General features: G+C 53.5%; 21 protein-coding genes and 3 tRNA genes. 1 reads left to right on the forward strand and 23 read right to left on the reverse strand.

All coding sequences use genetic code 11. From position 1 onward, the window contains the following. Positions 1 to 6: 6 nt before the first annotated feature. From hydE to Q2J34_RS04910, 6 genes are all read right to left on the reverse strand, one after another. Positions 7 to 1,056, reverse strand: coding sequence for a [FeFe] hydrogenase H-cluster radical SAM maturase HydE (gene hydE / locus Q2J34_RS04885; protein ID WP_300969424.1), 1,050 nt, complete (start codon positions 1,054 to 1,056; stop codon positions 7 to 9). Next, entirely contained in the window at positions 1,031 to 2,530 is a 1,500-nt protein-coding gene (locus Q2J34_RS04890; RefSeq protein WP_300969425.1) for a monomeric [FeFe] hydrogenase, read from the reverse strand. The genes hydE and Q2J34_RS04890 overlap by 26 nt, the downstream gene beginning before the upstream one ends. 461 nt (positions 2,531 to 2,991) lie before the next feature. Continuing rightward, positions 2,992 to 3,066 (reverse strand) — tRNA-Val (locus tag Q2J34_RS04895). A 56-nt stretch (positions 3,067 to 3,122) separates the two neighbouring features. Next, positions 3,123 to 3,193: transfer RNA gene (locus tag Q2J34_RS04900), tRNA-Gln, on the reverse strand. Positions 3,194 to 3,339: 146 nt separating this feature from the next. Then, positions 3,340 to 3,411: transfer RNA gene (locus Q2J34_RS04905), tRNA-Gln, on the reverse strand. Positions 3,412 to 4,257: 846 nt separating this feature from the next. After that, entirely contained in the window at positions 4,258 to 6,372 is a 2,115-nt protein-coding gene (locus Q2J34_RS04910) for a M3 family metallopeptidase (protein WP_300969426.1), read from the reverse strand. Positions 6,373 to 6,480: 108 nt separating this feature from the next. Between Q2J34_RS04910 and xseB the strand changes: the two genes are divergently transcribed. Then, entirely contained in the window at positions 6,481 to 6,714 is a 234-nt protein-coding gene (gene xseB, locus Q2J34_RS04915; RefSeq protein WP_300969427.1) for an exodeoxyribonuclease VII small subunit, read from the forward strand. A gap of 271 nt (positions 6,715 to 6,985) precedes the next feature. Here the strand turns inward: xseB and Q2J34_RS04920 are convergent, their stop codons facing one another. The 17 genes from Q2J34_RS04920 to Q2J34_RS05000 form a co-directional block, all read right to left on the reverse strand. Beyond that, positions 6,986 to 7,957, reverse strand: a complete 972-nt coding sequence (locus Q2J34_RS04920) for an NAD(P)-dependent oxidoreductase (RefSeq protein WP_300969428.1) — start codon at positions 7,955 to 7,957, stop codon at positions 6,986 to 6,988. 31 nt (positions 7,958 to 7,988) lie between these two features. Beyond that, complete coding sequence (locus tag Q2J34_RS04925) at positions 7,989 to 9,374, reverse strand: methyltransferase RsmF C-terminal domain-like protein (RefSeq protein WP_300969429.1); 1,386 nt, start codon at positions 9,372 to 9,374, stop codon at positions 7,989 to 7,991. Between the two features lie 13 nt (positions 9,375 to 9,387). Then, positions 9,388 to 10,065 (reverse strand): peptidylprolyl isomerase, encoded by a 678-nt coding sequence (locus tag Q2J34_RS04930; protein WP_298889175.1) that lies wholly within the window; start codon positions 10,063 to 10,065, stop codon positions 9,388 to 9,390. A gap of 3 nt (positions 10,066 to 10,068) precedes the next feature. After that, a complete protein-coding gene (locus Q2J34_RS04935; RefSeq protein WP_298889177.1) occupies positions 10,069 to 11,019 on the reverse strand; it encodes a YitT family protein in 951 nt (316 codons plus the stop codon). Positions 11,020 to 11,162: 143 nt separating this feature from the next. Beyond that, a complete protein-coding gene (locus Q2J34_RS04940) occupies positions 11,163 to 11,633 on the reverse strand; it encodes a PaaI family thioesterase (RefSeq protein WP_300969430.1) in 471 nt (156 codons plus the stop codon). A 49-nt stretch (positions 11,634 to 11,682) separates the two neighbouring features. Next, the gene (locus tag Q2J34_RS04945; protein WP_300969431.1) at positions 11,683 to 13,047 is read right to left on the reverse strand and encodes a lytic transglycosylase domain-containing protein; all 1,365 of its coding nucleotides are present in this window, start codon (positions 13,045 to 13,047) and stop codon (positions 11,683 to 11,685) included. 12 nt (positions 13,048 to 13,059) lie between these two features. Beyond that, complete coding sequence (locus tag Q2J34_RS04950; protein ID WP_300969432.1) at positions 13,060 to 13,905, reverse strand: DUF5683 domain-containing protein; 846 nt, start codon at positions 13,903 to 13,905, stop codon at positions 13,060 to 13,062. A 31-nt stretch (positions 13,906 to 13,936) separates the two neighbouring features. Further along, positions 13,937 to 14,833, reverse strand: a complete 897-nt coding sequence (locus tag Q2J34_RS04955) for a ParB/RepB/Spo0J family partition protein (protein WP_300969433.1) — start codon at positions 14,831 to 14,833, stop codon at positions 13,937 to 13,939. Positions 14,834 to 14,857: 24 nt separating this feature from the next. Continuing rightward, positions 14,858 to 15,637, reverse strand: a complete 780-nt coding sequence (locus tag Q2J34_RS04960) for a ParA family protein (protein ID WP_004331357.1) — start codon at positions 15,635 to 15,637, stop codon at positions 14,858 to 14,860. Positions 15,638 to 16,582: 945 nt separating this feature from the next. Continuing rightward, the gene (locus Q2J34_RS04965; protein WP_300969434.1) at positions 16,583 to 18,541 is read right to left on the reverse strand and encodes a hypothetical protein; all 1,959 of its coding nucleotides are present in this window, start codon (positions 18,539 to 18,541) and stop codon (positions 16,583 to 16,585) included. 702 nt (positions 18,542 to 19,243) lie between these two features. After that, positions 19,244 to 19,675 (reverse strand): Hsp20/alpha crystallin family protein, encoded by a 432-nt coding sequence (locus Q2J34_RS04970; RefSeq protein ID WP_025883454.1) that lies wholly within the window; start codon positions 19,673 to 19,675, stop codon positions 19,244 to 19,246. Positions 19,676 to 19,820: 145 nt separating this feature from the next. Next, on the reverse strand, positions 19,821 to 20,567 hold the full coding sequence (locus Q2J34_RS04975; protein ID WP_300969435.1) for an ABC transporter ATP-binding protein: 747 nt from the start codon (positions 20,565 to 20,567) through the stop codon (positions 19,821 to 19,823). Between the two features lie 3 nt (positions 20,568 to 20,570). Beyond that, positions 20,571 to 21,506 carry an ABC transporter ATP-binding protein gene (locus Q2J34_RS04980; protein WP_300969436.1) on the reverse strand — a complete coding sequence of 312 codons (936 nt, stop codon included), beginning with the start codon at positions 21,504 to 21,506 and terminating at the stop codon, positions 20,571 to 20,573. A gap of 4 nt (positions 21,507 to 21,510) precedes the next feature. After that, positions 21,511 to 22,425 carry an HlyD family secretion protein gene (locus Q2J34_RS04985; protein ID WP_300969437.1) on the reverse strand — a complete coding sequence of 305 codons (915 nt, stop codon included), beginning with the start codon at positions 22,423 to 22,425 and terminating at the stop codon, positions 21,511 to 21,513. Positions 22,426 to 22,462: 37 nt separating this feature from the next. After that, on the reverse strand, positions 22,463 to 23,200 hold the full coding sequence (locus Q2J34_RS04990; protein WP_298889758.1) for an ABC transporter ATP-binding protein: 738 nt from the start codon (positions 23,198 to 23,200) through the stop codon (positions 22,463 to 22,465). 4 nt (positions 23,201 to 23,204) lie between these two features. After that, positions 23,205 to 23,960, reverse strand: coding sequence for an MlaE family ABC transporter permease (locus tag Q2J34_RS04995; RefSeq protein WP_300969438.1), 756 nt, complete (start codon positions 23,958 to 23,960; stop codon positions 23,205 to 23,207). A 23-nt stretch (positions 23,961 to 23,983) separates the two neighbouring features. Continuing rightward, positions 23,984 to 25,258, reverse strand: coding sequence for a nucleoside permease (locus Q2J34_RS05000; RefSeq protein ID WP_298889762.1), 1,275 nt, complete (start codon positions 25,256 to 25,258; stop codon positions 23,984 to 23,986). Positions 25,259 to 25,285 lie beyond the last annotated feature (27 nt).

The raw sequence follows: 25,285 nt of genomic DNA on the forward strand, positions 1-25,285 counted from the left end.
ACATTCTTAGCTAGTGGGAGCGTCTCCACGCCCCCAGTCTATTTGGTAACCTATCGTGTCAAGCTGTGCCCGTAGGAGGGCGACACCCTCGGCAGCCTCAGAGCCTGAGTAGGCTTTGTTGTTATAGAGAGCGTAATCTGCTCTATGGTTTAATGGTGATAGATTGGGCATCACCACATTACATCCTGATCGTATGGCGGCTAGTCGTCCCTCGGGGTGGAGTGTGGCAACAGCTGTCGTGGCGGGGATCAGTGCCCGTGGATTGAGTAACCGACAGAGGGCGAGGAAGCGAAGCGTCATCGACAGGCTCCCCGCAGGGTAGGTCCCCAGAGGCGTGTCTTCATGAGGGATGAAAGGGCCAACGCCTATCATCTCCGGCTGCAGCCGACGGATGAAGTCTAAGTCTTGCGCTAAGTGTGCCGTAGTCTGCCCTGGCGAACCGACCATGATACCCGTCCCCACTTGATAGCCGATCTGCTTGAGGTCCCGAAGGGCTTGTAGTCGATGCTCTTGCGCCATCGTGCTGGGGTGCAAGCTTTGGTAATGCTCCTTGTCGTAAGTCTCGTGACGCAGCAGGTAGCGGTTGGCACCAGCGCGAAAGAGTGCCTCGTACTCCTCATACTCCATCTCTCCGAGTGAGAGCGTGATAGCGCACTCTGGATAGCTAGTCCGTATGTTGCGTACCAACGAGACCAAGCGCTCTCCTCGCCAATAGAGGTCTTCGCCACCCTGTAGTACGAAGGTCCGAAAGCCTATCTCGTATCCTCTCTCGCAAGCCGACATCACTTCGTCGGCTGTGAGCCGATAGCGGGAGACGCGCTCATTGCCTGAGCGAATGCCACAGTAGTAGCAGTCGTTGCGACAAATGTTTGATATCTCGATGAGACCGCGCAGATAGATCCTCCGTTCGAACTGCTGCTCCGCAATAGCCTCGGCACGCACCTGAAGCTCATGCCCGAGGTGCGTGTCGTTACTGTCTAATAGAGCCTTCAGTTCAGGGATGGAGGCTGATGCTACTTGGCCTAGCGTATCACTCCTTCTCTTTATAGTTGGCATAGGTGAGGTCGATCTTCTCCACCTCTTTGAGTAGCTGGCGGCGACCAGCGAGTACATCGTTGAAGGCACTTGGTCCTGTCACGCATCCACCGAGACAAGCCATCACCTCGACAAACTGTGTGTCAGCCTTGCCACGCTTGCCGTAAGCCTTAAGCTTGGCAACAGCCTTCTTGTCCAGACCCGCGATCTCCTCAGCGGTAAGACGACCTACGAAGTCTTTGTACTCCTCCGTATTGCTCAGATAGGAGATGACAGCATCCTTGACACCGCCATTACGAGCGAAGGCGTGTGCCTCACGTACTGACTCGACGGTTGGCTTGTAGCCCTCTGCCGTGTTGATATCTATCTCCAGTCCCTCTAGGATAGAGCCAAGCTCCTCAAAGGTGACCACCATATCGACATCCACGTTAGGACGCTGTATCTCCTTGCGCTTAGCTACACAGGGGCCGAAGAAGACGATCTTGCTATCGGGATAAAGCTTGCGAGCGCGCTCTGCTGTGTAAACCATCGGCGAGTGTGAGCTAGAGACAAAAGGCTTGAGACCAGGTGCATGCTTATCCACCAGCTCATAGAAGGAGGGACAGCACGAGGTCGTCATAAAGGCTTGCCCAGCCTCGATCTTCTCTACCAGCTCCTTACCCTCATGGCTTACCGTGTCCATAGCACCCTGAGCCACCTCGATAACATCGTGGAAGCCTATCTTCTTGATCGCACCATAGACCTGCTCACGGGTTGCCTTAAACTGACCTAGGATAGCAGGAGCTACGATAGCTACGACTTGCTCGCCACGCTCTATGGCACCCAGTACGTCAAAAACTTGTGAGATCTCAAAGATCGCACCAAAAGGACAAGCATTCAGACAAGAGCCACAGTAGATACACTTAGACTCGTCAATATGCTCGATACCATCCTCATCCTTGCTGATGGCACCCACAGGGCACGACTCCTCGCAAGGCACTGGTATGTAGACTATCGCATGATAGGGGCAGTTCTTGTGGCACTGACCGCAACTGATGCAGACATCGTGATCGATCTGTGCCTGACCATTCTTCTTGAATGAGATACAGCTCTTCGGGCAGTTGCTCGAGCAGGCACGGCTCACACAGCCACGGCAGAGGTTAGACACCTCATAGTTGATCTGTACGCACGAGGTGCAGGCCTCATCGATGACGCAGAGCACATTCTCCTTCGTCGGCTGTGGGCGATGCAGAGCCGTGTGAGCATACTCAGACAGCGGGGTCAGCTCATCCTGCTCATCCTGCATATCAAAGCCTAGGAGAGGAAACATCTTATACTTCCATACGGCACGCTCCTTATGAGGGCAACAACGTCCCAGCACATTGCGCTTCTTACGAGGACTCAGCTCCAGCGGGATCCGGTCTATCGTTTTAATCAATTGGTCTTGACGCCATCTAGCCACCATGGTCGAGAGGAGCTTATGACGCACGATCATTACATTGTTTATATAAGTCATAGGGTCACGTTATGTTTCAGCTTTTGACCCTCACATAGGGCGGGGTCCAAACTCTTCACAAAGATACGATTAATATCTCAATCAATCACCATATATTGCTAGTCACGCATGACAAAAATACCTTATTCTTGCGAGTGCCCCCGTGGCGGGGAGGCGAGAGCTATCGCATAAGGAGACTGTTGCATAAAGGCGAATCGCTGTGTTGCTTTCGGGGTTTGGCTTCGGTCACATACGGAGGTATGCTCCCTTCAGCCCTCACCCTCAGCGCCTTGCGCTTCATCCTTTCTGCAAAGTTAGGACAATCTTGCAAGCAAGATTGTGAGACTGTTGACTTTTGCAACAGTCTCATAAGGGCACAGCTGCGCACGATGCCACCACGCATCGACAGACAAAAAAGAAGAGCCTCACCCTCACGGATGAAGCTCTCTCAGTTCTGTTCAAAAAGATGATGCGTATAAAAGTGGGCCCAATAGGATTCGAACCTATGACCCTCTGTTTGTAAGACAGATGCTCTAAACCAGCTGAGCTATGGGCCCTTTCATATATCTAGCTCTCCAAGATACTCTAGCGACAGTGTAAGCGTGATAGGCAGTTGTCCTACAAGGATTCGAACCTTGACAAACAGGACCAGAATCTGTTGTGCTACCATTACACCATAGGACAATCTGTATCAACCTCCTGTCGATTAGCTCGTCACCATCGTGTGTGACACCCAATCACAGAGTCTCTCTAGAGAGAAGTAAATGCGTTGTATCACGATATAGTAGCAAGGGACTGTGCCTTTCTTTATTCACCCCCTGCGGGAGTCGTTGTCCCACAAGGATTCGAACCTTGACTGACAGAACCAAAACCTGTAGTGCTAGCCATTACACCATGGGACAAATCCTTTACTACCGACAGACACCTCTGTCATCGTTTGTGAGTGCAAAGGTAGAAAGAAAAAATCAAACCACCAAACATTTCGCCGAAAAACTTTTTCCATCTCCTTTTACATAGGGGGCGATTTTTGTTTTCGGGTGCCGGGGAGGCCCAGGGCTGAGGCGTTGTCGTCAAGACGTTTATCCCTTGATACACCTTTGAGGTAGAAAAATCCGATCCCACACAAGGCTGATACATTGTGTATAACGAACTCATCTATTCCTCGTTTGTTGTCATGTGTAGCTCCTGACAGAGTTATTATAATGTCTCAGCTTTGTCTAAGGAAACTCAACGTCTGCTCGTTACAATAATTTAAACTCGGCTACATATCGATACGGCACTCTGTCGGGGAAAAGTGATTTCCACGTGGGGATTTTGAAATGCCCACGTGGAAAAGGAAAATTCTCCACGTGGGCGCGAAATAAAACTTCGGAAGAATGAAATGAAACTTCGGAGGAATCAAATGAAACTTCGGAGGAATTTTTTGACGCCCACGTGGAAAATAAAAAATGTCCACGTGGATATTTGAGAAAGGAGGGAATCGGACGAATTTCCCCGTAAAGATATGTAAATAGGGATTAGAGGTTAGAGATTAGAAATTAGAGGGTAGAGGTTATAGGGTAGGGACTTTCTGAAGCGTTGCTAGCTGTTGGCTAGTGCCACGAGTCCTTCTAGTGTCATTAGTAGTGCTAGTCTAGCAGAGCTGGCGACATAAGAGAAGAGCCTGCCACGAGATGTGTCGTGACAGGCTCTAGTGTAGTGTGTATCAGGTGCTAGCTGCTGCTTGAGCGGCTAGCTGCACCATGTGATTAGCGGAGACCGCGGAAGCGGAGGAGCGGCTCGATGTCGACCTCCTTGTGGCCGGTGAACTGCTCGAAGAGTACCATCAGGTCCTCGCTGTTACCACGAGAGAGGAGGATGTCTGCAAGGCGCTGACCGTTCTCACGCGTCATACCTCCGTGTGCCTCGATCCAAGCGTAGACCTCGTTGTCTACAGCCTCACTCCAGAGGTAAGAGTAGTAACCTGCTGAGTAACCGTTGCTCCAGATGTGGCGGAAGTAAGGTGAGCGGTAGCGGGGTGGTATCTGTGCGTTGAGCATGCCGTACTTCGTGAGTACCTCCTCTTCAAATGCCTGAACGTCATCAACCTTGTCACTTACAGTGAGTGCGTGCCAGCACTGGTCGATGAGTGAGGAAGCGATATTCTCGCCAATAGAGTAGGCCTGGTTGAAGTTGCCAGCAGCGATCATCTTCTCACGTAGCTCGGCAGGCATCTGCTCGCCTGTCTTGTAGTGCTTCGCATAGTTGGCAAAGACAGTAGGCTCAGAAGCCCAGTGCTCGTTGAACTGTGAGGGGAACTCGACAAAGTCTCTCGAGACGTTGGTCCCAGAGATGGAGGGGTAGGTCTGCGTAGAGAGCATGCCGTGTAGAGCGTGACCGAACTCGTGGAAGAGTGTCGTCACCTCGTCCCAAGTCATCAGACAGGGCTGACCAGCAGCTGGCTTCTTATTGTTGCAGACGTTGTAGATGACTGGCTTGTTGCCTAGTAGGGTAGACTGCTCGACGAAGTTGCTCATCCAGGCACCACCGCTCTTAGAGGGACGTGCGTAGGGATCGAAGTAGAAGAGTGCGATGACCTCGCCCTGCTCATTCTTGACATCGTATACCGTTACGTCCGGATGATAGACGGGGACGTCGGTGCGCTGCTCGAAGGTGAGACCGTAGAGCTTGTTGGCAGCATAGAAGACACCATCCTTGAGGACGTTGTCTAGGACGAAGTATTCGCTGAGCTGTGCCTCATCGACGTCGTACTGCTCCTTGCGCATCTTCTCTGCGTAGTAAGCCCAGTCGTAAGCCTCTAGCTTGAAGTCTGGTCCCTCGCTCTTCTGTGCAAACTCCTCTAGCATCTTAGCGTCTTCAGCAGCCTTAGGCTGGTAGAGCTTAGCGAGACGCTCGAGGAAGTTGCGAGCTGTCTCGCCATTTTTAGCAAGTGCATCCTGAAGGGTCCAGTCAGCAAATGAGTTGAAGCCTAGTAGCTGAGCCTTCTCAGCACGGAGCGTAGCGAGACGCTTGATGATCTCCTGCGTGTCGTACTTGTCCCCGTTGTTGCAGCGATTGATGGAAGCCTCGAGGATAGCCTTGCGGCTGTCGCGGTTGTTGAGCTTAGCCATGACGGGCTGCTGGGTCGTATTGACTAGGCGTATAGCCCACTGGCCCTCTTTGCCCTCCTCCTTAGCGAGGTCGGCAGCCTCTTGTAGCTCGCTGTCGGTGAGTCCGTCGAGCTGAGCCTTGTCGGTAAAGAAGACAGGTACGTTCGTTGCGTCGGTCAGTATATTGCCAAACTTAGCGGTGAGCTCGGCCTCCTCGCCGTTGAGCTTCTTGAGCTTCTCCTTATCCTCTGCAGAGAGGTTGGCACCAGCCTTGACATAGTTGTCGTAGTACTGCTTGGTGAGGCGTACCTGGTCGGGCTGTAGTCCCTCTAGACCAGTCTCGTAGACGGTCTTGATGCGAGCGAAGAGTTTGTCGTTGAGCATGATCTCGTCGCTATGTGCGGTGAGCTTAGGCACGTACTCAGCCTCGATGGCGCGTAGCTCATCGTTGGTGTCGGCACTGGTCAGTGCGAAGAAAACGGCGGAGGTGCGCTGGAGTACCTGTCCAGCACGCTCGAGAGCCTCGATAGTATTGGTAAAGGTGGGTGCCTCAGCATTGTCTACGATAGCAGCTATCTCCTCGTTGTGCTGACGCATACCCTCGTCGAAGGCAGGTGCAAAGTGCTCTACCTTGATTTTGTCAAAGTCGGGTGCATTCATGTAGGTTTCACTTGGATGAACGAATGGATTGTCAGCCAGGTCAGTCTGCTTCTGCTTGTTACAAGCGAGTAGCATCGTGGCGATGGCTAAGAGCATAATTACTTGTTTACGCATAGTCTTGGTTCGTTTGGTATGATATATATAGTTACTTTTGCATAGCAATGAGATATCCTAACGGGATACTACACGAGACAAAGATACTAATAATAAAACACATACCCCATGACAGACTCTAGCAAGACCCACGCTGAGGAACCCCAGCAGACCTACCAAGAGGCGATCACACGTATCCAGGAGATCGTGCGGCTCCTCGAGACGGGAGATATAGAGGTGGACGAACTGACTAAGCTCATCGAGGAGGCGACAGGCTTGATACAGTTTTGCTCCACACGGCTCACCTCTATCGATAAGGAGGTCTCACAGCTCCTCCAGCAGCTCGACGAGAGTCAGGAGTAAGTAGCCTGAGCGAGAAGAGACTGTTGCATAAAGGCGAATCGCTGTGTCGCTTTCGGGATTCGGCTTCGGTCACATACGGATGTATGCTCCCTTCAGACCTCACCCTCAGCGCCTTGCGCTTCATCCTTTCTGCAAAGCCTAGACAATCTTGCCAAGATTGTGAGACTGTTGACTTTTGCAACAGTTTCGAGAAATGAAAACTCCACGGAAGGCGTGGCAGGACACCTTCCGTGGAGTTGCTATTTCGTGGTCGTAGTGAGGCGACTGACCCTTACCGAACGATGCTGATGGGGCGGTCGCCCTCGAAGTAGCCGATGATGCAGTTGCACAGCTCACGTGCCATAGCGACACGCGCCTCGTAGGTCTGCGTGCCGACGTGTGGTGTCATAGTCACCTGCTCCATCTCGTACAGCTCGGGGAGCGGGTTGTCGCTATGCTCGAAGACGTCCAGTCCCGCAGCAGCTATCTCGCCTGTCTGGAGCGCATGCACGAGGGCAGCTTCGTCAACAACTGCTCCACGCGCTGCATTGATGAGGATAGCTGAGCGCTTCATCTGTGCTAGGCGGCTAGCGGAGACTAGGTGGTGCGAGTCTTCATTGTAAGGGGTGTGGAGGGATACGACATCACACTCCGTAAAGATCTTGTCTAGGTCGGCATAGGTGACCCCTAGCTCTTTCTCGGCCGCAGCATCAAGTGGGTGTCGCTTGTTGTAGAGGACGGTCATACCGAAGGCTTGTGCCATGTGCCCCACGGCACGACCTATGTTGCCATAGCCGATGATGCCGATGGTCTTGCCACAGAGATTGGTCGCCATGCCAGAGCTGTCGGAGAGTGACTTGCTACTGCTCTTGGTGCGACGCATGTGACGATCCCACATAGCGATCTTGCGACTGCAGCTCAGGAGTAGTCCCATGGTTAGCTCTGCGGTAGGCTGGATCACGGCACGAGGCGTATTGGTCACGGTGATCCCTTTGCTATGCGCATAGGCGACATCGATATTGTTGTAGCCGACACCATAGTTGGCGATCAGCTTGATATTTGGAAAAGCGTCGATCAGCTCACGATCTACGGGGAAGGTGAACTGCGTAGCGAGCGCATCATACTGTGCGCCTATCTCCATCATCTCCTCACGTGTGAAGCTCTCGCCTTCGGGGCGGCGGGTCATATCGGCCCACTCGGCCAGCTCCTCGAAGCCGGGGCGTACGGTGTCAAAGGAGATGAGTACTTTCTTTTTCTTGTCCATAATGTTGTATATCAGGTTAGGTGTTTTGTCTTTAGATGCGCAGGCGGTACGGCTTAGGGTATAAGTTGTTGAGCCGTGAGCCTGTGCTGTGTGCCAGACCTAAGGGGATGCCCCGATAGGTGATGGTGGTGAAGCCCCGCTCTGTCGATGACTCTGTCGTGAGTGCCTCGCCTCGCAGATAGCGCAGAGCTTCTTCTAGGGGCAGCTCTAGCGAGGGTAGCTTAATAGCGTCATATAGCTTATGGTGTAGCAGGGCAAAGGAGGGTTCGTAGCCTTTCGCCTGGTGGCGCATGGAGGCAATCTCCAGTCCTGGTGTGGCAACGGCGAGATGCTCTCTGTATGCCGTGGCAAGGAGCAGAGCCGCCTCAGGTGTGAGCTGGTAGATGCGATCACCGATGGTAAAGTAGTCGGCGGATGTTGGTTCGCTGAGCCAAGAGAGCCCAGCTAACTCCTGTCGGCTGGTGCGTGTCAAGCCTTTGGCCTTGCGCGCTTCGCTCGGGGTCTCAACGATGTCGGTGAGCCGTAGCGCGGCAAGGTATTGTCCCTCACCTCGTACGATGCCTGGCCAGAGGTGTAGGCCATACGAAGTGGCGTAAGCTCCAGTGATGCGCTCAGCAAAGCGGAAGAGGTCGATGAGTTCGCAAGGGTAGTGATCAAGAAGCCACTGAACCATCTGATCGTTTTCCTCCTGATTGAGGGTGCAAGTGGCATAGAGGAGTATACCCTCGGGAGCTAGCATGCGCATCGCCTCCTGTAGGATTGCCCGCTGGCGGGTCACGCAGTCGGCAATGAGCTGAGGCGACCACATACGTCTCGCCTCCTCGTCACGGCGCATCAGTCCCTCGCCACTGCAGGGGGCATCGACTAAGATGAGGTCGCAGGCACCGAGCAGTAGGGCCGTGAGTCGCTGTGGCTCCTCTTGCGTGATGATCATTTGGTCGGCACAACACCACTTGACCATATTCTCTACAAGGATCTTGCACCGCTTCGGAAGTATCTCGTTGCTCACGAGGAGCGTCTCCTTGGGGAGTAGGTCGCGGAGCAGTGTGCTCTTGCCACCAGGTGCTGCGCAGAGGTCTAGAGCTAGCCGAGGAGGTGTGTGCCAGTCGAGTTGCTCCCAGATAGTGGCGAGCGTCATAGCACTAGCGTCCTGTACGTAGTAAGCACCAGCGTGCCATAGTGGGTCTAGCGCAAAGGTGGGGCGCTCGCTGAGCCAGTAACCCTCCAGTTCTGCCGGTAGCCACGGTATAGTCCCATCCTCTAGTTCAGCAAAGGGGCGTGCCGATAAGGTGCGAGCTGAGTTAAGCCGCAGAGAGACCGACGGGGGCGTCTCTAGAGTCTCGACAATGCGAGAGGCATGCTCGGGGTATGCTTGCGCTAGCTTGGCTATTAGGTCAGACGGGACGGGAGTCTGCATCGTGTCGGCGGGGTTAGGGCAGGAGCTTCATGCGCTTGATGATCACATCTCGCTTAGGACGGTTGGCACTGTCGGTTGGGAGGTCTTCGATCTTGGTAATGGTGCGCATCCCATCGATCACTTCGCCAAAGACGGTGTACTGCCTATCCAACCACGGGGCTCCGCCCAGCATCTTGTACGCCTGGCGTTGCTCAGGCGTGTAGTCCCACTCACGCTGAGCTGCGATGTCATCTAGGTCGAAGTCTGTGTAGTAGGTCCCCGTGACGATGTAAAACTGACTGCCAGAGGAACGCATCTCGGGGTTCTCCTCGCCAGCGACTCGTGCTGCTGCTAGGGCACCTCGCTTATGGATATGGTTGGGTAGGATCTCCGCAGAAATGGTAGTCGAGAGCGTATCTATGGAGACATCCGTCTGGCGTGTCGCTCCACGGGTCGAGAGATTGCCTCCCTGAACCATAAACTGCGCTATGACACGGTGCATCAAGACTCCTTCGTAGTCTCCTCGACGTACATGCTCTAGGAAGGCTGCTTGGTGTAGAGGTGTGTCGTCATAGAGCAGGAGTGTAAAGTCTCCCTGCGAAGTCTCCACGAGTACCCGTCGCCCTGCGGGGAGAGCCTCGGGCTCAGTCTGAGCTGTCAGCGAGGTGACGCAGAGTGCGCAGAGGAGTAAGAGGGTGGCAAGCTGTTTCATAGACTAGATAATCTTGGGGGCCGTGTCGTTGGTTGCATTGGTCGTTGCGATAAAAGCTTTGGGGTCAGCCTGGAGTACCGCTTTCTTGAGCTTGCTGACATATTTGCGCTCCACAATCATAAAGATAATGTCACGCTCGGCACCCGCATAGATACCGCTACCATGGAGGAAAGTACCCCGCAGGTTAAGCTCCTCGATGATGAGTGTGCGAAGCTCAGCGGTGTGGTCGGAGACGATGAAGATCGCTTTGTTGGGATTCTCAGGTTGCAAGATGTCAACGACCTTGCCATAGACGAAGATGGTGATCCAAGAGTAAAGTGGCACGCTAAAGTCTCCAAAGGCGACTAGTCCAAAGAGTACCACGGCCGAGTCTACGGCTATGATCATGTGACTAGTCTTAAGGTTATTGCCCTTAGAGAGTACTCGCGCAATGACATCGGTGCCAGCACTGGTGCTGCCCGCCTTGAAGGTGAGTAGCACGCCCAGTCCGAGGATAGCGCCGCCATAGACGGAGGAGAGAAACTTATCGTTGCTTACGATGACTATGTCTCGAGTCATCGAGGTGATCAGGTCGGTGCAGATAGAGATGAGTAGGAAGGTGGCGATCGTCTTACCTCCGCTGCGCAAGCCGAGGGAGCGAGCCGCTAGAAGGAAGAAGGGTACGTTGAAGCAGAGTGCCACGGCACCGATGGGTAGTCCCTCGGGAAACGCCTCAAAGGTCCCCTGCGTCAGATAGTTGATCGTGATACTGAGTCCATAGCATCCTCCAGGGACAATGTTGGCGGGAGCTATGAAGCAGGCGTAAGCGAGAGCCTGACAGATAGCGCCGAGGACGAGGTAGAGTATCTCCAGGGCTAGCGGAGAGCGTCTCGGGGTGAAGGTCTGTCGCTCGTGTGGCGGTATAGCTCTCTCTGTAGGAGTAGATAGAGTGGAGCCGGACGTAGATGTAGGCATAGGGTGCTAATGAATAATGTATCCAAAGCTAAGCCGGGCGCACGAAGCCTCGTAATGGTAAGGCTGTACCCTCAGCAGGCTCACAAAGATACTCAATCTTGTGGACTCTACAGGCGTGTGAGACTGTACGGACTAGAGCTCACCTATTTTGCTGCGGGGCGGCGATGCTTGACGGCGACCATCTTGCCACGAGCGGTGATGCGCTCGCCACAGTGCAGCTCGAGCGATAGGATGACCTTGCGGTCGGTCACCTCTACGGGGTAAGCGCGGACCTCTAGCTCGACACCCATCGGCGTCGGGGCGAGGTAGTCCACCTCTAGATGAGCGGTGATGAAGCGCTGGAGGCTCTCTGCCGTCAGCTCCTCCTCGTGAGCTGCTAAGTAAAGAGCGGCAGCTGTGGCTGTGCCGTGGCAGTCGAAGAGCATGGCGATAAAGCCTCCGTATAGGTTGTCGGGGACCCCGCCTGTGTAGACAGCATTGGGCGTGTGATGACAGTAGCAGTAAGCGTGGTCTTCGCTGAGGTAGCTCTTGAGATGTAGTCCGTAAGGGTGCGCAGCACCACAGCCCCAGCAGTGGCTGTACTCGGGAGCGTAGAGGTCTTGGATGGCGAGCATACTAGATTTTAGAGGTTAGAGATTAGAAGTTAGACTTTAGAGGTCGGAGTTATCTAGGGATCTTGAGGCGTTGTCCAGGTCGAAGTTTGGGGTTGCGACCTTTGAGTCCGTTGGCGCGCTTGAGGGCAGCGACAGAGACACCGTGTTGCTTGGCTATCTTAGAGAGAGTGTCGCCACGACGCACTTTGTAAGTCTTGTAGCGACCTTGGGGAGCTTTGCTTTTTTGCGAGGGGGCGGGTGCTTGCTTGATCTCTTCTTGCGCTTCGGCGATCTGCTTGGATAGCTCCTCCTTATGGTTGCGTCTGAGGTTGATGAGCGCATCGTCGAGCTTAGAGACTCCTCTCAGTGGTAGTCGGATGGTGTAGGGCGTCGATCCAGCAGCGGGTATGACTCCTCGCTTGTATTGCGGGTTGAGTGTGCGGATCTGCTCGGTGGGTATGCCTGTGCTTTGCGAGATCTGGGCGAAGGTGAGCGGTATCTGTACGGCTAGTGTGTCGGTCGCAAGGGGCATAGACTGTGCCTGTGGACAGATGTTGTGCTCGTTGTGGTAGTAGCAGGCATAGTAGGCTCCGATAAAGAGCGGAATGTAGTTGCGCGTCTCACGGGGTAGGTAAGGATAGACTCCCCAGAAGGTGGTCTTCCCCCCAGAGCGTCGGATCGCTTTGGTGACATTGCCTGGCCCGCAGTTGTACGCAGCGATAGCTAGGAGCCAATTGTCAAAGAGTCCGTAGAGCTGCTTGAGATAGAGCGCAGCCGCCTCACTACTCTTGTAGACGTCAAAGCGCTCGTCGACAAGGCTATTGATCGTTAAGCCCAAGCTGCGTCCTGTGGGGAGCATCAGCTGCCAAAGTCCCGAGGCACCAGCCCGTGAGACGGCAAAGGGATTGAGCGCAGACTCGACGACCGTAAGGTAAATGAGCTCGACGGGTAGCCCGTGACGATCGAAGATCTCCTCCATAATGGGGAAGTAGTAGTCCCCAAGCGCGAGGATGACACGTATCAGCCGCGGACGATCAGTGATGTAGGTGGCTATGCCCTCCTTGACCATCGCGTTGTAGGGGATCGGTATGACGGTGGGTAGAGCCTTCAGTCGAGAGATCAGCACGGAGTCACTCAGCGAGCGAATGTTTTCAGCTTTGTAAGAGCCACACGGCACCTCAAAGCGTTGCTGCGTCGCATAGCCCGTGCGCCAAGCCTCCATGAGCAGGCCTAGGTCGGTGTCTAGACTCTTCGGCAGGCTCTCTCGTAGCTCTTTGCGAGCCGTGACAGCGTCCAGCTGGATGGCTCCCTCCGTGTCTACACTGTCTAGGGACTGATACCAAGGTGCCGCTGCTAGGAGTGTCGGCAAGCAACAACAGAGTATTATATAGGTCGTGATTCTGACACAAGCGTGTCTTAGTCTGGGGATCTTCATAAGGAGTTTTGTCTAAAAGCGCACCGAGGCACCGACCATCACGCTTTGAGGTCGAGGCCCTGAGGGCTTGTCACGTAGCCCCTCGCCCATATCGATCGTGAGCTGAGGAGATACATTAAAGTAGTATAGCTCCGCATCGACATAAGCGTCGAGTGCTGAGAGGAGATAGAGTGCCACCGTGAGGACGATGCTTAGGTCTCTGCTCTCCTTGTACTGCTTGGAGCCACGCTCCAGACGCGAGCGGAGGTTCCCGTCGGAGACATATTTACTAGGGTCTGCTCCAGCCGGTATAAAAGCTTGCCAGGAGGTGTGGTCGAGCGGGTTCTCGCTCAGCAGATCGGCGTAGGCGGTGTGGTACTCGTGGTAGAGTCGCTGATTCCACGTAACGGCATAGACACCCGCTGTCATGGCCGAGAGGACGATCGGTATCTTCCAGTAGCGCTGATTGTAGAGCTGCCCGCCACCTGGTACGATGGAGCAGATGAGTGCCACATTCGAGTTCGGGTAGCGAGTGAACCATCTAGCCATTTTATGGATAAAAGGTGCGCCACCCGATCGCCCCTTCACCTGCGTCGCTGTGGTACGCTGCAAAGCTTCAGGCGAACTCGCCGGCACCTTTGTCGTTGCAACTGAGTCTCCCACCACTTGATGCTCCGTCTGGAGTGCTGTTGGTGCGGAGAGCAGCTCGCTCGGCTCCTCTGTGCGGATAGTGTCGGATAGGCTCGTGCCCAACGTGTCGGCCACCACCGCCAGTGTGGTCGTGTCTTGTGGCACTACGGGCGCAGTCGCATAGAGAGCTGTGCCGCTATAGTAAGCTATAGCGCAGCTCATCACGAGGAGGAGTAGTGATCGAGTCAAGGCAGTGCGGGGCATCTCTGTAGCGTGCTGACTAGTGGTTAGCACCGCCCTCTAGGATTGAGCAGATCTCTATGAGCTGCTCCTCAGAGCTAAAGGGGATCGTGATGCTCCCCTTACCATTCTCCTTACAGCGTAGGGAGACCTTCGTGCCGAAGAAGCTACTCAGCTGCTTAGCTAGAGGAGCGTAGTCATTGCCATGCGAAGCGAGCTTGGAGAGCGTCTGCCTCTTCTTGTTCGTATTTGTTGGCTCCTCGGTCGGCTCTTGCAGTTCATTGGCCAAAGCCTCGACCTGTCGCACGCTCAGATGCTCCGAGAGCGTGGTCTGGTAAAGCTTCAGCTGCTGAGCCGGATCGGTCAGGCTCAGTATGGCACGAGCGTGACCCATGTCGATCTTCTTCTCCGTCAGTCCCAGCTGCACCTCTGCGGGCAGGCGCAGGAGACGCAGGTAGTTACTGATCGACGAGCGGGTCTTGCCCACCTTCTTGGCGAGCTCCTCTTGCGTCCCCTCTGAGTGCTCTAGGAGGCGCTTGTAGGTGAGTGCTATCTCGATAGCGTTGAGGTCTTCGCGCTGTATGTTTTCGATCAGCGCCATCTCGACCACCTTCTCGTCATCAGCCTTGACGATATATGCTGGGATAGAGGTCAGGTTGGCGAGCTTAGAGGCGCGCCAGCGACGCTCCCCCGATATGATGAGATGGCGTCCGTCGGTCAGCTCCCGCACCGTGATAGGCTGCACGATGCCGAGGGCGCGTATGGAGGCGGCGAGCTCCTCGAGACTCTCTGGGTCGAAGTGTGTACGAGGTTGGTCGGGATTAGGCTCGATCTTGTCGATGGCTATCTCGCTAATGCTAGAGGAGTTGCTCACATCGCCGAGTAGAGCGTCTAGTCCTCTGCCTATTACTTTGTTCTCTTTCTTCTTGTTTGTCATGATGATCGTAGGGGTAGGGTGTGGTTATAGGGCAGCGCGCTGAGCTGTGCGACGGATCAGTTCCTCGGCCAGTTGCAGGTGGTTGATCGCTCCCTTGCTGTCCGCATCATATAGGAGTGCAGGCAAGCCGTGGCTAGGCGCCTCGCTTAGCTTGACATTGCGCTGTATGACCGTGTCGAAGACGAGCTGCCCAAAGTGCTCCTTGACCTCGTCGTACACCTGATTAGCCAGTCGCAGACGACTGTCGTACATGGTGAGGAGAAAGCCCTCGATCTCCAGTGCTGGGTTGAGCCGGCTCTTAATGATACGTATCGTGTTGAGAAGCTTAGAGATACCCTCCAGTGCAAAGTACTCGCACTGCACGGGAATGATCACCGCATGGCTAGCGACCAAAGCATTGACCGTGATGATGCCGAGCGAGGGCGAGCAGTCAATGAGAATGTAGTCATACTGATCCACGACAGGGCGTAGCATCTCTCGCATCACGGTCTCGCGGTCCTTGAGCTGGAGCATCTCTATCTCCGCTCCGACGAGGTCAATGTGAGAGGGGAGTATGAAGAGATTGTCCACATGCGTGGGGCGCACCACCTTGTCGAGCGGTAGTCCACCTATGAGACACTCGTAGATAGTCTCGCTGAGGGTCGTGGAGTTGACGCCCAGTCCCGACGAAGCGTTTGCCTGCGGGTCGGCATCGACGACGAGCACCTTCTTCTCGAGTACAGCCAGAGAGGCTGCGAGGTTGATCGTAGTGGTTGTTTTGCCGACTCCACCCTTCTGATTAGCAAGAGAGATGATTCTACCCATGATACATATCAGTCATAAATAACGCGTCAAAGCTACTGAATAATCTAGACATAGACGCTTAACTGTTGATAACTTAACACCCGTAAGATCTTGGCAAAGCGAGTCGCAGAGCGGTTTGTAGAGGTTCCGATGCGAGCAGCGAAATGTAAGGACGCACTGGGAGTGTCTAGCGGGAGGGCGTCCGTTGTGTCCGTTAGCTGTTGGCTTTTAGCTGTTGGCTTTTGGCTGTTAGCTTTTGGCTGTTAGCTGTTAGCTGTTGGCTTTTGTTACTACGCCTTGTAGGGGCGGACCTATGTGTCCGCCCGTTCCAGTTAAAATCACGACGCTGTAACCTTTGATACAACGGACGCACAGAGACGACGTGCGGATGACGGGGACGGGCGGACACATAGGTCCGCCCCTACAAAGGGCTACTCGTATCGCGCTGTTTGTGTGATGGATACGAGTTCCAAAAGTTGTTCCTCGTTTGGAACTAAAAAGTTCCAAGGGAGGAACTCTTTAGTTCCAGCAGAGGAACTTTTTAGTTCCAACGGAGGAACTTTTCGGTTCCTAGGTAGGAATTTGGAAGTCCCTACGGAGGATTCTGGATTTCCTACGGAGGAAAATTAAATTTCCAGCGTTGGAAAAGAAAGTTTCCAGCGTTGGAAATTTATTTTTCCAAGGGTGGAAACTTTTTGGAAAGTTGATCGGCGACATCCTCGCCACAGGGGGAGCTTTCAGAAAGCTCTATAAGCAAGTAGCCCCACTCGGTGCGAACCAAGCGGGGCTACTATGAGCCTGTTGCATAAAGTCAACAGGCTCACTAGGTGTGTTAGATTTTTATGGTAAGACTAGAGCGAGGTGCTCAGGTCTAGTGGTGTGGCGCTATTACTCGATAGAGATGGTGCGACGAGCCTTCTGCTGCTCCTCCTTGTGGTGGCGCTCCATCGTGATGACTAGATCGTGTTATAGTTTGATAGTTTTGTTATCTACTTGGAGGATATAGTGAGCTATATCTAAGGTGGTCGGCAGTGTTAAGGTTGTACTGCCTAGAGCCTCTTCAGAAATAAGTAACTCTCCTGATAAGCTATGCAGTCGGATCTGATGCTTAGTTACATCTTGGAATGTAATCTGTAGGTAAGATGGTGAAAGCAAGGTTATGTCAAAGCCAAGAGCCTCTATAGTGGGACGTGAAAGGGAAGTAATATTCAAATCCTGTCTGATAGATAGGGGAAGAGATTGGAATACTTTGTCGTCTTCAGTGCGTAAGTATAAGGTGATGTAAATATCATCAGGCTCGTTTCTGCACAGCTTACGATGGAGTTTGACTTCATACATAAAGACTCCCGATTCTATCTCTTCTTCTTCTGACAAGAATGTTTCTATGATTTCTCCCTTGTAGATGTAATCTTGTCGTACTTGATAGCTTGTTTGTGTTTTCCTACAACTCCAATCCCCCTTCCAAGGAGTTACAGAAATGTACTCTAGGCATCCAGATTCATCAGATATGCATTCTGATACCATTATTGATCTATTCCCATTATTACTAGATCTAGATTCATCAATAATAGGGATAACTGCTTCTCGGGAGCCATACTTATTTGTTGCTTTTACTTCTACTTCAGTATAGCCGTCTGCTCGCAGAGCATGAACTCTAAAGCTTGTATAGTTGAGATGCTCTATACGTCCTTTTCTTTCGTGACCATCTTCGTAGTCTGCGACTCTGACTTGAAATTCTTCTGCTCCTAGACTCTCAATACGAACAATGCCATCAACAAAATAAGCTGTCCTAGCAGTCTCCGTAAAGGTTACTTTTATAGATCCTGGAGCCGTTGCTACATAGTAGATTTGCTCTCCTGATATCTTTGCCCCCTGACAGATGCCCTCTAGACTGGCTCGTATCATATAGAGACCAGCAGAGTTGACATAAGCATCGTCTGTATCGAATCGAATGGCCGTAACTAAATCTTGAGACTCAGATAAACTCATCAGATGATACTGCCCATCCTTTCCCAAGTATTCTACACGCCATGTGATGGGTGAGATGGGTAGAGATGAGGAGGTCTTATATGTGAATGTGTAGCTAGAGTCATGGCTTAGTATATCTTCGCTACTCTGTCCTTTCACCCGAATAGTAACCTCATTATTGTGATGTTGCTTCCATCCGACACCCCACATTACTTGAAGCGAGTTGGGGTCGACTTGATGCGCAGTTTGACCCTTCTTGATCCTCCATGAGAATAGTCCTGACACCTTGTCGGAGAAGCTCATAAAGCTCTCTTTAGATACGACTCTTGGATTGTACAAAGGGAGAGCCTTGTCACCCATCCAATAGAACTCTCGACCAGCTATTGCCGAGAGCTGTCCTACTTCCTTCCCATTTACTTGCTCAAAAAGAGATAGCCCGCTAGAATCTAGTATCTGCTTGTCAAGTATTGTACCCTGAACAATCCTTTTAGAGCTATGAGGAGCTGAAGCTCCCACAGAGGATGCAAAGCCTAAGACATTTCCTATCGCCCGTAATGTGACTGTCTTTAGATCGTACTGTTGAGCTGTTATAGACTCATTAATAGAACCCTCTACAAACCAATTGAGCTCTCTATTTATTTGTATACGACCAACTGCTCCATTTGGGAATTCTGAATTCTTTTTCTCCCCTGTCGCAAATAGTACGGCATCAGGGACTATGGCATCATCAACCTTAAGACAGAATGGTGTAGCGACATAGGCTAAGTCCTCAGGCATCCCATCCGAGAAGCTGACCTCTATATTGAGCGTTCCCTCCGTTTGCTCGGAGACGGTTAGGTTGTCACCCCACATCTTGGCGGCATGCTCTAGTACCTCTTTGTACCCCATCTTCATCGGGACATCATCCTTGTAGACGAGATTTATCTGGAGAGGCTTCCCTCGTTGCATATTTCTCATAGAGAGTTGTTGCACCTTACGAGGTGAATACGACTCAGTAGGTGTCGTTGCGTTAGAGCTGACAAGACCGTAGACCTGTAGCTCTGTCTGCTGGGCATATGAGAGGAGGTGGAGTGAGAGGAGTAGCCACCCACACAACAGGGAGCGTCGGAGAGATTTGTGAGCTTTCATACGGAGACATATCTTGTTTATGCCAGCTAAGATACAAAAAATGAATTGTAGAGGTTCTTGGACTTGTGTAACAGGGTAATAGCATTAGAAGTTTGGAGCATATTGCTCTTTAGGGTGGTAGCGGGTAGCCTCACTTGTCATACTTATTACCTTTGCATCGTCTATAGGCTATGAGGCGACAGTGTAACGGCAGGACTTTGACCCAAAAGGAGACTGTTGCATAAAGGCGCATCGCTGTGTTGCTTTCGGGATTCGGCTTCGGTCACATACGTAGGTATGCTCCCTTCAGACCTCACCCTCAGCGCCTTGCGCTTCATCCTTTCTGCAAAGTCTAGACAATCTTGCAAGCAAGATTGTGAGACTGTTGACTTTGCAACAGTCTCAAAAGAGCTTGTTGGCTTTTTCAACAGTCTCCTCAGGGGCGAAAAGTAGTAGCCCCACTCGGTGCGAACCAAGCGGGGCTACTAGGTGTGTGTTAGATTTTTATGGTAAGACTAGAGCGAGGTGCTCAGGTCTAGCGGTGTGGTGCTACTACTCGATAGCGATGGTGCGACGAGCCTTCTGCTGCTCCTCTTCGCTGATCTTGGGGATCGAGAGGGTGAGGACACCGTCGGCCATGCGAGCCTGGATGCGCTCCTCGTCTACATTGTCTGGCAGTATGAGGGTCTGCTCGAACTTGCTGTAGGAGAACTCGCGACGTAGGTAGCGGCTCTGCTCGTTGTCGTGCTGCTCCTCCTCGTTGTGTCGCTCCATTGTGATGACTAGGTCGTGCTCTTCGTTGATCTCGATGTTGAAGTCTTCGCGCTTCATACCTGGAGCTGCAATCTCTACGCGAAACTCCTCGGGAGTCTCTAGTACGTTGATAGCGGGTGCGGTAGCGTTGGGTCTTACCATCCAGTTGCTGTCAAAGAGGTCGCTCCATAGTGCGGGCCTCCAGTTGTTGTCTCTTCTTGATAGTGTCATAGTTGTATTGATTTTAATAGGTGTTTGTGTACTTACTCTGTGCAGGGGCTCCGATCTCTCGGGGTGACCTGCACTAACTATCTAGCAAAGGGTAAGCCAACAGCTGGAAGTGCGACAATTTGTCGCAAAAAGGCGACTGACGAAACTACTCGGAGCGCTTGGCACCGCGGGCTAGCTGGTAGAAGACCTCGTCCATCGAGTCACAGTCAAATTGTCGCTTTAGGGCTCGTGGGGTGTCTAGAGCTTTGATTTGTCCGTCTACCATGATGGAGATGCGGTCGCAGCACTCCGACTCGTCCATATAGTGTGTGGTGACGAAGACGGTGATGCCCTCGGCGGCAGCGTTGTAGATGAGCTCCCAGAAGCGTCGCCGTGCCACGGGATCTACGCCTCCCGTAGGCTCATCGAGGAAGACTATCTTGGGGCGGTGAAAGATGGCAACGGAAAAGGCTAACTTCTGCTTCCACCCGAGGGGTAGGCTGCCCACACGGAGCTTGCGCTGATCGTAGAAGTTGAGCTCCTCGAGGAGTCGCTCCATACGGCTCTGTATGATGCGTCGCGAGAGACCGTAGATGCGTCCGTAGAGGAAGATATTCTCCTCGACAGAGAGGTAGTCGTAGAGGGAGAACTTCTGACTCATGTAGCCGATGTTTCGCTTGATCAGCTCGGTCTCTTTGCGCACGTCATAGCCTGCTACCTCGGCATAGCCTGAGGTGGGCTTGAGCAGTCCGGTGAGCATACGTATGGCGGTGCTTTTACCAGCCCCATTGGCTCCGAGGAAGCCGAAGATCTCGCCTGGCAAAACGTCGAAGGTAATCTCATCAACAGCGGTGAAGTCGCCGAAGCGCTTGGTGAGCTTATTGGCCAATATACTATACTCGGTGGAGGGCATGGGCTAGGACTCTTGGGAGATGATGAGGAAGTAGTCCTCGATGGAGGGTGGGATCTTGCGGATGTCTAGTCCCCGCACGCCCTGCTCTAGGAGGCGCGTGTGGATCTCCTCGGGGGTGATGAGCTGCTCGTCGAAGGTGAAGTGGTGCGCCTCGCCAAAGGCATAGCTGCTGAGCACGCCACTGAGGCTGCGCAGCTTGAGGAGTAGGTCGCCCATATCCTCCGCAGTGGCGGACCAAAGGGCACGATCCATTTGCGAGACTAGCCCGTCGGGGGTGTCTATGGAGAGGATCTGCCCATCTTTCATCAGGGCTACTTGGTCGCATAGCACCGCTTCGTCCATGTAGGGGGTGCTGACGATCATCGTGATCTCGCCCTGCTGGCGTAGCTTGGAGAGCATCTGCCAGAACTCTCGGCGTGAGACGGGATCGACACCGGTCGTCGGCTCGTCGAGTAGGAGGAGGCGTGGCTTGTGTATGAGTGCGCAGGAGAGAGCTAGCTTTTGCTTCATACCGCCTGAGAGCTTGCCGGCGGGCCGCTTTTCGAAGGGAAGGAGCATCTTATAGATGTCCTCGATGAGGTGGTAATTCTCCTCAACGGTCGTCTTGTAGACGGTGGCGAAGAACTCGAGATTCTCCCGTACGGTGAGATCTTGGTAGAGGGAGAAGCGACCAGGCATGTAGCCGATCTGATGACGTAGCGGGCGGTAGTCGCGCTTGACGTCATGACCTAAGACGGTGGCCGCGCCAGCGTCGGGATTGAGGAGCGTGGCGATGATGCGTATGAGGGTTGTCTTGCCGGCTCCGTCAGGGCCGATGATCCCTAGTAGCTCGCCCTCACGGACGCTGAGGTCGATGCCCTGGAGCGCAACGGTCTTGCCAAAGCTCTTGCATACGCCCTGACAAGATACTGCTGGTTGGGTCGCCTGAGCTACAGACATAGGTCTACTGATCTAGGACGACACGTCCGTACTGTCCGATGCGTAGCTTGCCGTCGTTGGGGACGCGTACCTTGATCGCATAGATGAGCGAGGCGCGGGCGTCGGACGTCTGTATGTTCTTGGGGGTAAACTCAGCTCGGTCGGAGATCCATACCACTTCGCCTGTGTAGGCTTGCGCCTCTTCCTCGCCCATATCGCTATAGACGGAGACGGTCTGCCCGAGGGTCACCTTTTGGAGTTGCTCCGCTGTGACGTAAGCACGCAGATACATCTGCTTGAGATTGGCTAGGCGAAAGAGTGGCATGCCTTGTCCTGCCAGCTCGCCCTGATGCAGGTAAACGGTGAGCACCGTCCCCGAGATAGGTGCCTTGATGAAGCTCCGTGAGATCATCTGGTCGACCTGACTCTCCTGTACGGTGAGTGCGTCGCCACTACCTGTGGCGGAGCGATTTTGCTGTCCGATGGTAGCTCTGGCGGCAGCTATCTGCCCTTTGACAGCAGAGATCTTAGCATCGATCTCGTCCAGTGTGCGCTGTGCCATGATGCCACGAGCTACGAGCGGAGCGTAGCGGTCACGCTCTTTGTTAAGCGCCTTGAGTTGAGCCTCTAGCGGGGCTACCTGCGTCGCTGCATTGGTATGTCCCGCTGCATTGACTGTCGCTTGCTGCGTGTCAACGAGGTCTTTCTGCAGGGCGAGGAAGGTGGTGTCGATCAGTCCTACGACCTGCCCCTCCTCTAGCTGGTCACCCTCAGAGACGTCTAGACGCAGTAGCTCGCCCGAAGTGACGGCCGAGACAACGATCTCCTCCGCCTCGAAGATGCCTTGGGCGGAGTAGTCGCTGCTGTGGCCTTTGCAGCCCCATGAGAGTAGGAGGGTGAGGAGGAAGAGGTAACCTATATATCGCTTAGCGTGTGTCATCTTATTTGCCAATGAGAGAAAGAAGGGAAGGAACGTGTCAAAGGTAAAGAAAGTTTTTAAGAGAGAGGGGAATGTCACCACTGAGCTCCTCACGCGACCCCTGCCATGCGACCTGCCCTTTATCTAGATAGAGGATATGATTAGCGATGGTCTTGATGGAGTTCATATCGTGCGTGTTGACCACCGTCGTGATCTGGAACTCCTCGGTGAGCTCTTTGAGTAGCTTATCTATCGAGGCCGAGGTGGTAGGGTCTAGCCCAGAGTTTGGCTCATCGCAAAAGAGGTAGTGCGGGTTGAGTGCCACGGCACGAGCTATGGCTACGCGCTTCATCATACCGCCACTGATCTCGGAGGGGAACTTGCGTTGCGCGCCCTCTAGTCCGACCCGATCGAGGAGCGCCATAGCGTGAGCTTTGCGCTCTCGTGGCGAAAGCTTGGAGAAGAGCTGGAGCGGGAAGAGGACATTCTCCAAGACGGTCATACTATCGAAGAGCGCTGACCCCTGAAAGAGCACGCCCGTCACTTGTCGTAGTCGCTTGAGCTGCTCCTTGGACAAGAGCATCATGTTGTGTCCATCGAAGAGTATCTCTCCCGACGTGGGCTGTATGAGTCCTATGAGACTCTTGAGCAAGACGGTCTTGCCCGCACCACTACGCCCGATGATGCAGTTGATGCTCCCTGGCTTAAAGGTGGCGTTGATGTGATCCAGTACGACCTTGTCGTCAAATGCCTTGCAGAGCTCTCTGACCTCTATGATTTTAGTCCCTTGTCCCATAGCCTTACATAAACAATAGACTGGTGAGTACGACATCGGCGAGGAGGATCAGCACACAGCTCGAGACCACCGCATTGGTGCTGGCGCGTCCTACGCCGAGGGCGCCCCCCTGGACCGTATAGCCAAAGTAGCTAGCCCCCGATGAGATGATGAAAGCGTAGACGAGCGACTTGATGATCGAGTAAAAGATATTTTTCACGACGAAGAAGGTCTGCAGACCCATCTCATAATCCGAGGGAGTAATCGATGGAATGAAGTAAGTGGCTAAGTATCCGCCCACCAGCCCCGTAGACATGCTGATGACGCTCAGGACTGGGATGAAAAGCATGAGCCCGAGGATCTTGGGGAGGATGAGGAAGTTGGCCGAGTTGACCCCCATAATCTCCATAGCGTCGATCTGCTCCGTCACACGCATGGTAGCTAGCTCGGAGGCGATGCTCGAGCCGACCTTGCCCGCGAGGATGAGACACATGATCGAGGAGGAGAACTCGAGAAACATAATCTCGCGGCTGGCATACCCTATGGTAAAGCGCGGGATGAGTGGCGAGTTCATATTGATCGTCAACTGGATCGTGATCACCGTGCCAATAAAAAAGCTGATGATCACGACGATCCATATCGAGTCGAGTCCGTACTTAGCTATCTCTCGGATCAGCTGCTTGAAGAAGATGCCCCACTTCTTCGGCCGTCTGAAGACCTGCGCCATGAGGAGTGTGTACTCGCCCATGACACTGAGCGCATTGCCGATTAGTCTAAACATAGCTTAGCGGACTCGGATTAACCTTAAGCCGATTGAGCTGTCGCGAGTTGCTTGGGGTGGAAGAGGAGCCAGAAGAGGATTCCTGTGATAAGCGCATAGCCTGCGAAGATGTACCAGACGGTCGTCCAGGCAGTCACACCAGCCGTGGTGAAGTGCTCTACGACCCAGCCAGCACCTAGCGAACCGATGACGACACCCAGTCCGTTGGTCATCAGGAGGAAGAGCCCCTGAGCACTGGCACGCATCGAGGGTGAGACGGACTGATCGACAAACATGGAGCCTGAGATATTGAAGAAGTCAAACGCCATACCGTACACCACCATCGAGAGTATGAGTGCGATGATGCCTGGCATCCCGGGATCGCCTAGACCAAAGAGTCCGAAGCGTAGGAACCACGCGGCGAAGCTCATCGTCATCACCCCCTTGATGCCAAAGCGCTTTAGGAAAAATGGGATCGCGAGGATGAAGAGCGTCTCCGAGATCTGAGAGAGTGACAGCAAGATGTTAGGATACTTGACCGCAAAGCTGTCGGCATACTCAGTGACCCCCTTGAAGTGGTCGAGGTACATATTGCCATAAGCATTGGTCACCTGTAGTGCTGCGCCGAGGAGTATGCAGAAGGTAAAGAAGACCGCCATCTGCCTATTCTTAAAGAGTACCAGCGCATCCAGCCCTAGTATGGATAGGAGCGAGCGACGACCCTCCTGAGCCTTCTTGACTCCGTGCGGTACTGCTGGTAGTGTCCAGGCGTAGATCGCTAGGACGATGGCTGCAAAGGCTCCGAGGTTGAACTGCATCGGGCTGTCCATCCACTTAAATAGGTTGACCATCCACATCGCCACGATGAAGCCGATGGTACCCCAGACACGTATCGGAGGGAAGTCCTTGACAATGTCTGCCTGCACCGTGCCGAGTGCATGGTATGCGACCGTGTTGGAGAGCGATAGGGTAGGCATGAAGAAGAGGTTGACCCCAAAGATGACCAGCCAGGTGGTCGCAAAGGGCGTCCCCATAGGTAGACAACCGACAGCTATCAGACAGGCTCCCGTGAGCAGATGGCAGATCGAGAGTAGCCGCTCGGCACCGATCCATCGGTCAGCAATGATACCCGTCAGTGCGGGCGTGATGATCGCTGCGAAACCCGCCGTGGCAAAGAGTCCGCCGACCTCCTGCCCGTCGTACTGCATCACATTGCCCATGTAGCGTCCCATAGAGATGAGCCATGCCCCCCAAATGAAGAACTGGAGGAAGTTCATGACGATCAGTTTGAGCTTGATCTGTTCTTTTTCTTTAGTCATACCTTTTGCCGCTAATGTGTCTCGTCT

Origin of the sequence: Porphyromonas vaginalis (genome assembly GCF_958301595.1) — a bacterium.
GTDB classification, from domain to species: domain Bacteria; phylum Bacteroidota; class Bacteroidia; order Bacteroidales; family Porphyromonadaceae; genus Porphyromonas; species Porphyromonas vaginalis.